This is a genomic window from Serinibacter salmoneus (assembly GCF_002563925.1).
Lineage (GTDB): Bacteria > Actinomycetota > Actinomycetes > Actinomycetales > Beutenbergiaceae > Serinibacter > Serinibacter salmoneus.
In genome coordinates this window covers 761,518-775,628 of record NZ_PDJD01000001.1, presented here as the reverse complement: position 1 = coordinate 775,628, position 14,111 = coordinate 761,518, and the positions used below count along the sequence as shown (strand labels likewise).

Below are 14,111 nucleotides of genomic sequence, written 5' to 3'. Positions count from 1 at the left end.
ACGTGGCCCGACGGCACGTCCTCGCCGCGCGCGGCACGGGCTCGACGGCGGGAGTCAGTGCTCCGCTGCGGTGTCGGGTGCCACGTGCTTGCCCACGTGGCGCGCACCCGCGCCCGTCGGCCCTGCACTGTCAGCGCTCTCGCCGGCCCCGTCGCTGCCGGCGCCCTCGCCCCGCTTCGCGGCGCGCTTCGCGGCCCGCCGCTCCTTGCCGCGCTCCAGCAGCGTGTACAGCACCGGCACCACGATCAGGGTCAGCAGCGTGGAGCTGATCAGACCACCGATCACCACCAGGGCCAGCGGCTGGGAGATGAACGCGCCACCGCCGGTGATCCCGAACGCCATCGGGGTCAGCGCGAAGATCGTCGCCGCGGCGGTCATGATGATCGGCCGCAGTCGCTTGCGCGACCCCTCCATCACCGCGTCCGAGAGTGAGCGCCCGCGAGCGCGGTACTGGTTGATGAGGTCGATCAGCACGATCGCGTTGGAGACCACGATCCCGATCAGCATCAGCAGACCGATCAGCGAGGGCACCCCCAGCGGGGTCCCGGTCAGCAGCAGCGCCGCCAGCGCCCCGGTGGCCGCGAACGGCACCGAGACCAGCAGGATCAGCGGCTGCGCGAGGGAGTTGAAGGTGGCCACCATCACGATGAAGACGATCGCGATCGCGGCCAGCAGCGCCAACCCGAGGTCGGCGAACGCCTCCTCCTGGTCGGCGGCCACACCGCCCACCTCCACGCTCACGCCGGCGGGCAGGTCCAGGTCCTCGACCATCGCGGTCAGGTTCGCGGTCAGCGCGCCGAGGTCCTGGCCCGCCGGCGTCACCGAGACCGTCGCGCTCCGCTCCCCGTTCACCCGGGTGATCGATGTCGGCACCTCGGCGATCTCGATGTCCGCGATGTCCGAGAGCGGCACCGGCCCGGTGGCACCCTGCAACTCCAGGGCGGCGAGCTCCTCCTGGGTCTGCGGCGAGGGCGCGGTGACCAGCCGGACCGGGATCGGCCCCGCGCCCAGGTCCACCTCGCCGATGCTGCCCGGGCTGGCCTGTGCGGCGATGACGCCCGCCACCTGGGTCTCGGTGAGACCGGCGGCCGCGATCAAATCGCGGTCCGGCACCACCTGGATGACCTCCACGGCCTGGGCCACGTTGCTGACCACGTCCGTGGCGCCGTCGACCTGCGCGGCCCCGGCGGCCACCTCGGCGGCCGCCGCCTCGAGCTGCGCGGAGTCGGCGGAGCGCACCACGAGGTCCACGGTGGAGCTGCCGAAGGCGGCGTCACCCCCGCTGATCGTGAGGGTCTCCACCCGCTCGGCGTCGGTCTGGGAGTCCAGCGCGTCGCGGATCTCCGCCTCGGTCTCGCTCGCCGGGCTCTCGCCGTCCAGGGTGATGGAGAAACTCGCGGTCGGCGCGGAGGAGCCGGAGAAGGCCGCCATCTCCCCGCTGCCGGAGCCCACCGTGGACTGCACGGTGGCCACACCCTCGATCCCGGAGAGGATCTCCTCGACCTCGCGCGCCGCGGCGTCCTGCGCCTCGAAGGAGGTCCCGGAGGAGAAGGTCTCGGTCACCGTCAGGGTGTCCTGCCCGGTGTCCCCGAGGAAGTTCGTCTCCAGGCGCGTGGCCAGGCCGGCGGTCCCCACCAGCAGCAGCACGGCCACGGACATGGTGAGCGCGGGGTGCCGGATCGCGGACGAGAGGGTGGGCAGGTACGCGCGCTGCCAGGGGCTGCGGCGCTCCTTGGCCTCGGCAGCATCGCGCACCCGCGCGATCCGCGCCTCGCGTTCGTCACCTTCCGCGCCACCGGCCGGGTCCTGCCCGGCGGCGTCCTTGGGCGCCCGCACGAACCAGTACGCCAGCACCGGCACGATCGTCAGGGCCACCACCAGGGAGGCGAGCATCGCGATCGCCACGGTCATCGCGAACGGCCGGAACAGCTCGCCCACCATCCCGGTGGTCAACCCGATCGGCAGGAACACCGCCACGGTCGCGATGGTGGAGGAGGAGATGGCCCCGCCGACCTCGCGCACCGCGGTGATGATCGCGGACATCCGTTCCTCCCCGTAGGAGAGGTGGCGCTGGATGTTCTCGATCACCACGATCGAGTCGTCCACCACACGCCCGATGGCCACGGTGATCGCGCCGAGCGTGAGGATGTTCAGGGTGTACCCGACCACCTCCATCACGATGAAGGTGGACATCAGGGACAGCGGGATCGAGATCGCGGCCACGAGCGTGGGGCGGCCCGAGCGCAGGAACAGGAAGATCACCAGCACCGCGAACACGAGCCCGAGCAGGCCCTCGGTGGCCAGGCCCTCGATCGACTCCTCGATGAAGGGGGCCTGATCGAACACGATCGCGATCGTCAGGCCCTGCTCGGTGAGCACGGGCTCGAGGTCGTCGATCACCTCCTGCACAGCGTGGGAGACCTCGACCGTGTTGGCGTCCGGCACCTTGGTGACGGAGATCGCCACGGCGTCCTCGCCGTCGAGCCGGGAGGCAGAGGTGGCATCCGGGGAGACGAGCTCGACCTCCGCCACGTCGTCCAGGGGCACCGGCTCGCCGGACTCGCTGATCAGCGGGATCGCACGCAGTTCCTCCAGGGAGGTGACGCGTTCCCCGATCTGCACGCTGAAGGTCTGCTCCCCCTCGGTGATGGTGCCCGCGGGGATGATCACGCCGTTGTTCTCCAGCACGTCGCTGACGGCGCTGACCTCCACCCCGGAGGCGAACAGAGCGGCGGGGTCCAGGGTGATGTCGACCTCGGTGGTCGACTCCCCGGTCACGGCCACCGAACGCACGCCCTCCACGTCCCCGAGGCGCGGCGCCACGATCGTGTCGGCGGCCGTGTTCAGGGTCTCGTCGCTCGCCTCGGAGCCCGGCGCGATCGCCAGGGAGAGCTGCAGCACGGGCAGGTCGTCGATGGAGCCGGTGATGACCTGCGGGTTGAGGTCGTCGGGGAGCTGGGAGCGCACCTGTTCCAGCGCGGTGGAGATCCGCCCGGAGATGCGCTCCACGTCCGAGCCGTAGGTGAACTCCGCCGTCACCACGGACAGCGACGAGGAGGAGGTGGAGTTCAGGTCGCTGACCCCGGAGACCCCGAGCACGGCGCTCTCCACGAGTTCGGTCACGTTCTCCTCGACCACCTCGGAGGACGCCCCCGGGTAGACGGTCACCACGGCGGCGGCCGGCAGCTGCAGCGAGGGGATGAGCTCCTGCTTCAGCGCCCCCGCGGAGTACACCCCGAGGATCGCGATCATGGCGGTGACCAGGGCGACCAGCGCCCGGTTGCCGAGGGAGAGTCGGGCCAGCCGCTGCACGGCGCCTCCAGGGGTCGGTGTCTCGGGCCGGCGAGCGCGGGCCGAGCACACTCTAGGCACTCCCAGGATCCGCGCTCCTTCCGGTCTCAGCCGCGGCACAGGTAGCGGCTTCGCCCACCGCGCGGGCCGCGCCCGCGGCTCCGGCCGCGAATCGGGACCTCGCCGCCGAGTGCCACACAGTGAGACGATGGGCGGCATGTCCGAGAACACTGAGCAGCAGCCGATCACGGAGCGGAACGCGAACCGTTCCCGCCGCCCGAGTTCGCAGGCCTTCCGCGAGTTCATCGCCGGCAACTGGGCGCCGCGCGCCGCCGAGCCCGTGCAGGCCGGCCCGGCGGCCCCGTACGCGGCGGCCCGGCGTGAGGCCCTGTCCGCCGCGATCCCGGGCGACACCCTGGTGATCCCCGCCGGCGCGCTGAAGGTCCGCTCCAACGACACCGACTACGCCTTCCGCCCGCACACCGCGTTCTCCTACCTCACGGGGCTGGGCACGGATCAGGAGCCGGACGCGGTGCTGGTGCTGCACGCCCGCAACGATGACGAGCTGCCCGACGGCGCCGCGCACCACGAGGCGGTGCTGTACACCCGGCCGTTGGCGGGGCGGGACACCGAGGAGTTCTACGCCGACGCCCGCTACGGGGAGTTCTGGGTGGGTGCGCGCTGGACGCTGCAGGAGGCCGAGGCCCTCACCGGGATCCGCGCGGCCCACATCGATGAACTGCGCGACGCGCTGGCCAAGGACGCCGGCACCCCCGGGGTGAGCCTGCGGGTGGTCCGCGGGGCGGATGATGCCGTGGCGAGTCTGGTGGACGTGGTGGCCGCCGAGAATGGCCAGACCAGCTTCGAGGAGCGCGAGGCCGACGACGAACTGGCCCAGGTGGTCTCCGAGCAGCGCCTGATCAAGGACGAGTTCGAGATCGAGCAGATGCGCCTCGCGGTGGCCGCCACCCTGGAGGGGTTCGGCCGGGTGGCGCGGGAGCTGCCCCGCGCCGTCGCCCATCACCGGGGTGAGCGCGTGGTCGAGGCGACCTTCGCCACCACCGCCCGGGAGGAGGGCAACGAGGTCGGCTACGACACGATCGCGGCCGCCGGGGACCACGCCACCACGCTGCACTGGATCCGCAACGACGGGCAGGTGCGCGAGGGCGAGCTGCTGCTGCTGGACGCGGGCGTGGAGGTGGACTCCCTCTACACCGCGGACATCACCCGCACCGTGCCGATCAACGGCAGGTTCAGCGAGGTGCAGCGCCGGGTGTACGAGGCGGTGCTGGACGCCGCAGACGCCGCATTCGCCGCCGCCCGCCCGGGCGTGCTGTTCCGGGAGGTGCACGAGGCCGCGATGGCGGTGCTCGCGCAGCGGCTGGAGACCTGGGGCCTGCTCCCGGTGCCAGCCGCGCAGGCGCTGACCCCCGAGGGGCAGCAGCACCGCCGGTGGATGCCGCACGGCACCAGCCACCACCTGGGGATGGACGTGCACGACTGCGCCCAGGCCCGCGCCGAGATGTACATGGACGCGCCGCTGCGCCCCGGGATGGTGTTCACCATCGAGCCGGGTCTGTACTTCAAGGCCGATGACCTCGCGGTCCCCGCGGAGTACCGCGGGATCGGGGTGCGGATCGAGGACGATGTGCTGGTGACCGCCGAGGGCGTGGAGAACCTCTCCGCGGCGCTGCCCCGCACCGCCGAGGGCGTGGAGGCCTGGCTGGCCGAGCACCAGCGGTGAGCGACGCCGTCGCCGCGGCGCCCCCTGGCAGTCGGGGACGCCGGCGATCGCGCGCGCAGGCGCGCGCGCCGCTGGCCTACGGCGCCGCGGTGACCCTCGTGGTGGCGGCTCTGCTGTGGCTCTACTCCTCGCGGCAGTGGGCGCTGTACCAGGTGCCCAGTTGGGACCTGGGGATCTTCACCCAGCTGATGCGCGCCTACGCGGAACTGCGCAGCCCAATCGTGCCGATCAAGGGCGAGGGCTTCATGCTGCTCGGGGACCACTTCCATCCCCTGCTGGTGGTGCTGGCCCCGTTCTATGCGTTGCACCCCTCGGGCTTCACCCTGCTCGCCGTGCAGGCGGTGCTGTTCGGCCTCGGGGCCGGGATCGTGACGGTGTTCGCGGTGCGGGCGCTCGGCGCCTGGGGCGCCCTGATCGGGCTGGCGAGCGGGCTGAGCTACCTGATCGTGGAGGCGCAGGCCGCGCAGTTCCACGAGATCGCGCTCGCGGTGCCGCTCCTGGCCCTGAGCATGGGGATGCTGCTGGAGCGCCGGGTGCGCGCCGCCGTGCTGTGGTCCCTCCCGCTGCTCGGGGTGAAGGAGGACCTGGGGCTGACGGTCGCCGCGATCGGGTTCGTGGCGCTGCTGCGCGCCCGCGACCGCGGGGAGCGTGCCTGGGCCGTGGCGGGGATGACGCTCGGGGTGGCCGGCTTCGTGGTGGTGACGCAGTGGGTGCTCCCCGCCCTGAACACCGGCGGCGTGTGGGACTACGCGGACGACTCGATCACGTCGCTGATCCTCTCCGACCCCGGCGCCGCGCTCACCCAACTCACCACGGGCCTGGACCAGAAGCTCGGCATGATCGCGCTGCCGATCCTGGTGACCTGCGGCCTGTCCCTGCGCTCCCCCCTCGCGTTGGTCGCGCTGCCGACCCTGGCGTGGCGGGTGGCCTCGGACGTGGAGTTCCACTGGGGCACCGCGTTCCACTACGGGGCGGTACTGGCGCCGATCATGTACCTCGCGCTGGCCGATGGCCTCCTCTCGCTGCGGGCCTCCTGGCGGGGTCGCTCACCGCTGCCCGTGGTTCCCGTGGTCTCGTGCGCGACGGCGGTGATCGCCCTGGTGATGCTCCCCTCCTTCTCGCTGTGGTCGCTGACGAAGCCGGAGACCTGGCGGGACAGCGACCTGGCGGCGAACGCCCGGGCGGCCGAGGCGCAGGTCGCGGATGGGGAGCGGGTGGAGACCGACATCACGCTGATGGCCTACCTGGCGCCGCGCGCGCAGGTGCTGTGGCTGGGGAACGCGAACAGCGTTCCGGACGTGATGGTGCTCAACGCGGCATCGGGTGTGTTCTCGCAGCCGCCGGAGGATGTGGCGGCCTATGCCGCGGGCAAGCACCCGCAGATCGGGTGGGTGAACACCTGGGAGCAGGGCTCCTTCGGGGTGGCTCGCCCGGAGTAGGCGGGAACAGGAAGGCGCGGCCCGCACCGGGTGCGGGCCGCGCCGAGTCAAGTCGAGCAGCGTCGAGCTGTGCGCTCAGTTGACCTTGATGGTCGCGCTCCGCGGCGCCGGCAGCGGCGGCAGGAAGGTGGTGGGCCCGACTCCCGCCACGTCCATCTCCACCGGGGTGATGGCCAGGACCTCGGTGGTGACCGTGTAGGTGCCGGCCGCAGACACCGGGAAGCCCCGGGAGTTGGTCGCCTGCTGGTGCTCGTGGGCGTCGACCTGGTCGGTGCCCTCGTAGAGGTTGCCGAGGTGGGCGCCGGTGGCGTCGTAGACGGCCACACGCCACGTCACCATGAACGCGGCGGGGAAGGCGTTCCACACCTGGCTGGGATAGGGGTTCTGGCCGGCCCAGGCGGCCTCGATGGCCTCGGGCTGGTAGTCGACCTGTGCGCCGTAGAGGAAGATCGCGCGCTGGCCGTTGGTCCCCACGTTCGGGTCGTGGGTGACCACGATCGCCTCGCCGTAGTTCTTGGCCGTGGTGGAGTCCACGGCGTAGGCGGGCGCTGCGGCCACGACGGCGACCACGGGTGCGGACCAGGCGGCCGCGGACAGCACGGAGCGACGGGAGATGGTGCGGGTCATAGGGGGGATCCTTCTGCGGCGGTGGGGGACGCAGGTCACGTCGATGCCGGGGCATCGGCGCCGCTGGAGACCTGCGAAGCAAACCGGAATTCGACTTCCGATGATATGGGACCGCTCCCATGCTCATGGCCCGTTTGCGCCGAATCGGCGTGTGATCTCCCCCACAGCCTCGACGAAGGGCGCCCCTACGCCTTCTTGTGGCTCCTCGATGCGCCTAACGTCCAGATGTGGTGTCGTCGTTATCGTCGACGTCCATGTCCCCCTGCGGCTCACCCTGCGGCTGGGCGGGGTCGGCGGCGGGCATGGTCCGTTGCCCGTACTGCGGCGCCTGCGCAGCCGGTGTGCCCGCACCCGCTGCTCCCTCGCGGCGAGCGCGCGCGGCCGGCGGGTAGCCCCACGGCGAGGGCGCCGCGTGCGCGACCGGTTGCGGGTGCTGCGCCGCCGCCGGGTCGGTCTTGCTCATGGCCGGGGCACCGGCCGGTGCGCCGTCCTGCACGCGCTGCCCGTATCGCGGGGCGCCCAGGGGCCCGCTATCGGCTGCACCGGCCCGCGGTGCCGGGGTGTGCGTTGCGCCCGGGCCTGGCTGCGCCGTGGAGTCCCCCGCCGCGGGCGATCCACCGGTTGCGGCGCCCGGCACATCCTCCTGCCGTGCGCCGTAGCGGGGTGGGCCTGCCGGCCGCTCCACGGGCCTGGCCACCACGGCCGGCTGGGCGGGCCGGGCCGCAGCAGTGGGCGCCCCGGCGGCGCCGCCACGCTGGGCCACGGCGTGCGACGTGGTCGCGATGCCCTGCTGGCGCAGGTGGTCGCGGGCGTCCGGCGCGAGGTCGGGCAGGCACAGCACCGAGTAGCGGGAGGCGACCACCTGGGACTGGGAGGTGAAGTCGCGCTTACCACCCGAGAGCGCGTAACTGACCACCGCGAGGAACATCCCGAAGGCCGCGCCGATCGCCGCACACGTCAGCACGGTGACCATCACGTTGCCGAGCGAGTTCGCGAACAGCCCGAACATCAGGCCCACGAACAGGCCGAGCCACATCCCCGAGAGGGCGCCTCCCAGGGCCGCGCGCGGGTAGGTGAGCCGCGCCGTCACGCGCTCGACCATCTTCAGGTCGGTCCCCACGATCGTGACCGCACGGACCGCGAAGTTGCTGTCGGCGAGCACGTCGACCGCCTTCTGCGCCTCCAGGTAGGTCGCGAAGGAGGCGATCTCCTCCCCCTGGGGAGGAGTGGGAACGCCCGGGGTGCGTGGACTGCCGAATGCCATGCGTCCATTGTCCCCCGCGCGTCCTGGGAAAGCGATGTGAGGAATCGGAGAGCCTCGCGAGGGGGCGGAACTGCCGCACCAGGGCCGCTGGCCCGTACCCGCGCCCTACCCTGGGACCGTGAGCACCCCAACGCGCGTCTTCGCAGGCAGGCTGGCCGGGACCGGCGTGTTCGACCCGAACCGTGACCGGGTCGGCAAGGTTCACGACGTGGTCGTCATCACCCGCGCCAACGGACGGCTGCGCGCCGTGGGTCTGGTGGTCGAGGTCGCCGGCAGACGCCGCGTCTTCGTGCCCCTGACCCGCGTGACCAGCATGGACTCCGGATCGGTGATCACCACCGGGCTGCTGAACATGCGCCGGTTCGAGCCCCGGATCGCCGAGCGTCAGGTGCTCGGGGAGATCCTCGACAAGGAAGTGACCCTCTCCCCCCGGGACGGCGGCGGTACCGGCAAGGTGGAGGACCTCGCCTTCGAGTTGCGGCAGGGCCGCGATTGGGACGTGACCAAACTGTTCGTGCGCCGGCACGCGCCCGGCCTGCTGTGGCGCCGCGGTGAGACCCTCATGGTGGACGCCGACTCCGTCACCGGGCTCACCCAGCAGCAGACCGACCAGGGCGCCGCCTCCCTGCTGGCCAAGCTCGAGGGGCAGAAGGCCGCGGACGTGGCGGACGTGCTGCACGATCTGCCGCCGGAGCGCCGCATCGCCGTGGCCGAGGAACTCGACGACGAGCGCCTGGCCGATGTGCTGGAGGAGCTCTCCGACGAGGACGCGGTGGAGATCCTCACCACCCTGGACACCGACCGTGCGGCCCGGGTGCTGGACGTGATGCAGCCCGACGACGCGGCCGACCTGGTCCAGGAACTCCCCGACGATGCCGCGCGCGAACTGCTGGAGCGCATGGATGAGGAGGAGGCCGCGGACGTGCGGCGCCTGATGGCCTACGACGAGCACACCGCCGGTGGTCTGATGACCACCGAGCCGGTGATCCTCGGCCCGGAGTCGACCATCGCCACCGCGCTGGCCCACGTGCGCCGCCGCGACCTCGTGCCCACGTTGGCCACGGTGGTGTTCGTGGTGCGCCCCCCGCTGGAGACCCCCACCGGGCGCTTCCTCGGGGTGGTGCACCTGCAGGCGCTGCTGCGCGAACCCCCGCACGATTCCATCGGCACGATCCTGGACTCCGATGTGGAGTACGTGCTCCCGACCGATCCGCTGGGGAAGGTGACCCGACTGATGGCGACCTACAACATGGCGGCGCTGCCGGTACTGGATCCGGAGAAGCGGCTGCTGGGCGCCGTCTCCGCGGACGACGTGCTGGACCGGCTGCTCCCGGATGACTGGCGCGATGCCGATGAGGACGTCACCGACGCCTCCCTGACCCCGGGGGGCGAGCGTGGCTGAGCAGCGCACCCGGCTGGACACGCCGCTCCACAAGTCCCGCAACCCGTTCGTCAACCGCCGCCGCGCGGTGGGTGGGGACGACGGCGCGGGTCAGGTGGCCGAATCCATCGCCCGGTTCCTGGGGACCCCGAGCTTCATCATCTGGTTGACGGTGTTCTGCCTGGTGTGGATCGGGTGGAACACCCTGGCCGCCGAGGAGATGCGGTTCGACGACGCCGCGCTCGGCTTCACCGCGCTGACCCTCATGCTCTCCCTGCAGGCCTCCTACGCCGCGCCGCTGATCCTGCTCGCCCAGAACCGGCAGACCGACCGCGACCGCGTGGCCGCCGAGCAGGACCGGCAGCGCACGGAGCGCAACCTCGCCGACACGGAGTTCCTGGCCCGCGAGATGGCCTCGCTGCGCGTGGCGCTGCAGGACGTCGCCACCCGCGACTATGTGCGCGGGGAGTTGCGTGAACTCCTGGAGGACATCGGGGAGCAGACCCGCAAGGAGGTGCGCAAGGAGGTGCGCCGCGAGGTGCGCAACGAGATCCGCACCGAGATCCGCGGGGAACTGCGCAGTGAGGTGCTCACGGAGGTGCGCAGCGAGGTGCGCGAGGAGATCCGCGCCGAGCTCGCGGCCGAACGCAAGCGCCGCAAGCGGAAGGAACGCCAGGCCCGCCGGGAGTTCCAGGCCTACCTGGAGGAGCAGGAGTCGGACTCCCCGGAGGAGGAGTGAGGACGCGGGCCGGCGGACCGGTTCCCCTCGTCGTGTGGCCTGCGCACTTTCGCTCCGGCCCCGCCCGCGTCAGGCTAGGACCATGACATCCGGTGAACCCGCGGTCCGCGTGAGCGACCTGCACAAGCAGTACCCGAAGCACCGAGCCGTGGACGGCCTGAGTTTCGAGATCCACCGCGGGGAGACCTTCGCCCTGCTCGGGCCGAACGGTGCGGGCAAGTCCACCACCGTGGAGATCCTCGAGGGCTACCGGCGCCGCACCTCCGGGCAGGTCAGCGTGCTCGGCGAGGATCCGGGCACGGCCGGGCGCCCCTGGCGCTCCCGCATCGGGATCGTGCTGCAGGACCTGCCCGAGTCGGAGGTCTACGGCGTGTACTCCGTGCGGGAGCAGATCACCCAGCAGTCCCACTACTACCCGAACCCGCGCGATGTGCAGGAGGTGATCGACGCCGTGGGTCTGCGCGCCAAGGCCGACGCGAAGGTGCGGACCCTGTCCGGGGGGCAGCGCCGTCGCCTCGACGTGGCCCTGGGGATCATCGGCCGCCCCGAGTTGCTGTTCCTGGACGAGCCCACCACCGGGTTCGACCCCGAGGCGCGCCGGGAGTTCTGGGGCCTGATCCGGGGCCTGTCCGCCGATGGCACCACGATCCTGCTGACCACGCACTACCTGGACGAGGCCGCCGAGCTCGCCGACCGGGTCGGCATCATCATCGGTGGGCGGATGCGGGCGATCGGCCCGGTGGGCGAGATCGGCGGCGATGCGGCGCGCACCCCGATCGTCTCCTGGACCGAGCCCGACGGCGAGGCCCACTCTCAGCGCACCCCCGCCCCCGCCGCGCTGGTCGCCGAGCTCACCGCGCGGCTGGGTGAGCCGCGTGACCTGGAGATCCGCCGGCCCCACCTGGAGGAGATCTACCTCGACATGGTGGCGGCGCACGCGGCCGGCGCCGCGACCGGGACGGAGGACGTGGCATGAGCGAGTCCACGCTGCCCGGACCGATCGGCCTGGCCCGCACCCGCATCGCGTACGAGATCCGCGGCTACTTCCGCCAGGGCGACACGGTCTTCTTCACCTTCCTGTTCCCGGTGCTGATTCTGACGATCTTCTCCTCGATCTTCACCGGCTACCTCTCCCCCACCACCGGGATGCTGGACGAGCCCGCCCCCGGGGCGTTGTCGATGGCCACCTACTACCTGCCCGGGATCGTGGCCGCCGGACTGCTGCTGTCCGGGGTGCAGAACCTCGCGGTGGACATCGCCCAGGAGAAGTACAACGGGCGCCTGAAGAGGTTGGGCGGCACCCCGATGAGCCCGTTGACGTACTTCCTGGGCAAGCTCGGGCAGGTGTTCATGACCGGCATCGGGCAGTGCGCGCTCATCCTCGCGGTGGCGGTGCTGCTGTTCGACGTCACCCTCCCGAGCGACGCCGCGAGCTGGCTGACGTTCGCGTGGGTGTTCGTGCTCGGGCTGGCGGCCAGCGCCGTGCTCGGCATCGCCCTGTCGGCCCTGCCCCGCTCGGGCCGCTCCGCCAGCGCCGTGGTGATCCCGATCGTGCTGATCCTGCAGTTCATCTCCGGTGTGTACGTGCTGAACTTCCAGTTGCCGGACGCCGTGCAGAACGTGGCGAACGTCTTCCCGCTGGCCTGGCTCGCCCGAGGGATGCGTTCGGCGCTGCTGCCGCAGGACATGGTGGTGCTCGAGCAGGGCGAGACCTGGGCCCACGGCGCCACCCTGGCGGTGCTGCTGGCGTGGCTGATCGTCGGCACGGTGCTGGCACGGCTCACATTCCGTTGGATCCGGCGTGATGCCTGAGCGATCTGCCACGGCACGGCCGAGCACGTGAACCCCGTGCCTAGACTGGAAGCATGACCTCCCAGACAGCGACGACCGACGCCATCCAGGAGGCGCTCAGCGGGGTGCTCGACCCCGAGATCCGCCGGCCGATCACGGAACTGGGCATGGTGAAGGACGTCTCCGTCTCGCCCGAGGGCGTGGCGCGCGTGCTCATCGCCCTGACCACCGGTGGCTGTCCCATGAAGGACACCATCAGCACGAGCGTGGCCAAGGCGGCGGGCGCGGTCGAGGGCGTCAGCGACGTCGCGGTCGACCTCACCGTGATGACCGATCAGGAGCGCGCGGACCTGCGCACGCATCTGCGGGGCGGCGCGGCCGAGCCCGTGATCCCGTTCGCTCAGCCGGAGTCCCTGACCCGCGTGATCGCGGTGGCCTCCGGTAAGGGCGGGGTGGGCAAGTCCACGGTGACGGCGAACCTCGCCGTCGCGATGGCGCAGCAGGGCCTGCGCGTGGGTGTGCTGGATGCCGACATCTACGGCTTCTCGATCCCGCGGATGCTGGGCGTGACGAACCGCCCCACGAAGGTGGAGGACATGATCCTGCCGCCCGTGGCGCATGACGTGAAGGTGATCTCGATCGGGATGTTCACCCCGGAGGGGCAAGCGGTGGTGTGGCGCGGCCCGATGCTGCACCGCGCGCTGCAGCAGTTCCTCGCGGACGTCTACTGGGGCGACCTGGACGTGCTGCTGCTGGACCTGCCCCCCGGCACCGGTGACGTGGCGATCTCGGTGGCGCAGTTGCTCCCCGGCGCGGAGATGCTGGTGGTGACCACCCCGCAGGTGGCGGCGGCGGACGTCGCGGCGCGTGCCGGCGCGATCTCCCAGCAGACCCGGCAGCGGGTGATCGGCGTGGTGGAGAACATGTCCTGGCTCACCCAGAGCGACGGCACCCGCATGGAACTCTTCGGTGAGGGCGGCGGCAGCGCCGTGGCGCAGCAGCTCACCGCGGCGCTCGGTCACGAGGTGCCGCTGCTCGCGCAGATCCCGCTGGACATGACGGTGCGGCAGGGTGGCGACATCGGCGCCCCGGTCGCGGGGATCGCGGTCTCCGAGCCGGGATCCGAGACGGAGGGGGCGACGGCGCTGCGCACCCTGGCACAGCACCTCGCCACCGCGAAGCGCGGCCTGGCGGGCCGCCGTCTCGGCCTCAGCGTCATCTGACCGCGAGGCACTCCCGCACCCACCGCGAGGCACTTCCGCACCTACCGCGAGGCGATTGATGCCCTACGTGGCCTCGTCGTCGAAGGGCACGGGGCGATCACCGGTAGTACGGGCGATACCGTCGGCATGCCGGACGGCGAAGTCCTCCCTCGTTCCCGCGGGGCCGGCGGGCTCGGCCGGTGCAGCTGCGGCCGCACCCATGGCGCCGGCGCCCGCGGTGCGGGCTCCCGCAGCACGGGCCCGGGCGGCCGACGTGGCCTGCGCCCGTGCCGCGGAGGCCGGCGGGTCGTCCGCGAGCGCCTCCCGCACGATGCGCCTCGGGTCGTACTGCCGGGGGTCGAACTGGCGCAGTTCCTCGAAGTCGTCACCCATCTCGGCCTTGAGCTGAGACGTGGCGCCCTTGGCCATGGCGCGCAGTTCGCGTACCAGGCGTCCGATCTGTGCCGCATACCCCGGCAGTCGCTCGGGCCCGATCACCACGAGAACGAGGATCAGGATGAGCCCGATCTCCATCCCACCGATGTTGCCCATCACCTCGGCACCCTATCCACGCTCACTATCCATTCCATCCCGTGCGCCCACGCAACGGGAAGCGCAAGACCTGCGGCTCGG

11 protein-coding genes are annotated in these 14,111 nt (G+C 71.9%); 7 read left to right on the top strand and 4 right to left on the bottom strand.

The window, feature by feature from the left end; all coding sequences use genetic code 11:
* Window positions 1-54: 54 nt before the first annotated feature.
* A complete protein-coding gene (locus tag ATL40_RS03340; protein WP_098468301.1) occupies window positions 55-3,312 on the bottom strand; it encodes an efflux RND transporter permease subunit in 3,258 nt (1,085 codons plus the stop codon).
* A 196-nt stretch (window positions 3,313-3,508) separates the two neighbouring features.
* Here ATL40_RS03340 and ATL40_RS03335 point away from each other — a divergent pair, with 196 nt between their 5' ends.
* Window positions 3,509-5,035, top strand: coding sequence for an aminopeptidase P family protein (locus ATL40_RS03335; protein ID WP_098468300.1), 1,527 nt, complete (start codon window positions 3,509-3,511; stop codon window positions 5,033-5,035).
* Window positions 5,032-6,474 carry a DUF2079 domain-containing protein gene (locus ATL40_RS03330; RefSeq protein WP_169925864.1) on the top strand — a complete coding sequence of 481 codons (1,443 nt, stop codon included), beginning with the start codon at window positions 5,032-5,034 and terminating at the stop codon, window positions 6,472-6,474. The genes ATL40_RS03335 and ATL40_RS03330 overlap by 4 nt, the downstream gene beginning before the upstream one ends.
* A gap of 75 nt (window positions 6,475-6,549) precedes the next feature.
* On the opposite strand, the gene ATL40_RS03325 is transcribed toward ATL40_RS03330, so the two are convergent.
* Both ATL40_RS03325 and ATL40_RS15165 read right to left on the bottom strand, forming a co-directional pair.
* Window positions 6,550-7,101, bottom strand: a complete 552-nt coding sequence (locus ATL40_RS03325) for a hypothetical protein (protein ID WP_098468298.1) — start codon at window positions 7,099-7,101, stop codon at window positions 6,550-6,552.
* A 214-nt stretch (window positions 7,102-7,315) separates the two neighbouring features.
* A complete protein-coding gene (locus ATL40_RS15165) occupies window positions 7,316-8,365 on the bottom strand; it encodes a YflT domain-containing protein (protein WP_211283055.1) in 1,050 nt (349 codons plus the stop codon).
* Window positions 8,366-8,483: 118 nt separating this feature from the next.
* On the opposite strand from ATL40_RS15165, the gene ATL40_RS03315 reads away from it, so the two are divergent.
* From ATL40_RS03315 to ATL40_RS03295, 5 genes are all read left to right on the top strand, one after another.
* Entirely contained in the window at window positions 8,484-9,767 is a 1,284-nt protein-coding gene (locus tag ATL40_RS03315) for a magnesium transporter MgtE N-terminal domain-containing protein (protein ID WP_098468297.1), read from the top strand.
* A complete protein-coding gene (locus ATL40_RS03310) occupies window positions 9,760-10,485 on the top strand; it encodes a DUF1003 domain-containing protein (RefSeq protein WP_098468296.1) in 726 nt (241 codons plus the stop codon). Before ATL40_RS03315 ends, ATL40_RS03310 begins: the two co-directional genes overlap by 8 nt.
* An 82-nt stretch (window positions 10,486-10,567) precedes the next feature.
* Entirely contained in the window at window positions 10,568-11,461 is an 894-nt protein-coding gene (locus tag ATL40_RS03305; RefSeq protein WP_098468295.1) for an ABC transporter ATP-binding protein, read from the top strand.
* The gene (locus ATL40_RS03300; RefSeq protein WP_098468294.1) at window positions 11,458-12,297 is read left to right on the top strand and encodes an ABC transporter permease; all 840 of its coding nucleotides are present in this window, start codon (window positions 11,458-11,460) and stop codon (window positions 12,295-12,297) included. The genes ATL40_RS03305 and ATL40_RS03300 overlap by 4 nt, the downstream gene beginning before the upstream one ends.
* Before the next feature lie 53 nt (window positions 12,298-12,350).
* Window positions 12,351-13,499: an Mrp/NBP35 family ATP-binding protein gene (locus ATL40_RS03295; protein WP_098468293.1), complete on the top strand. Its 1,149-nt coding sequence runs from the start codon at window positions 12,351-12,353 to the stop codon at window positions 13,497-13,499.
* Window positions 13,500-13,562: 63 nt separating this feature from the next.
* Here the strand turns inward: ATL40_RS03295 and ATL40_RS03290 are convergent, their stop codons facing one another.
* Entirely contained in the window at window positions 13,563-14,030 is a 468-nt protein-coding gene (locus tag ATL40_RS03290; protein WP_143556849.1) for a twin-arginine translocase TatA/TatE family subunit, read from the bottom strand.
* Window positions 14,031-14,111 lie beyond the last annotated feature (81 nt).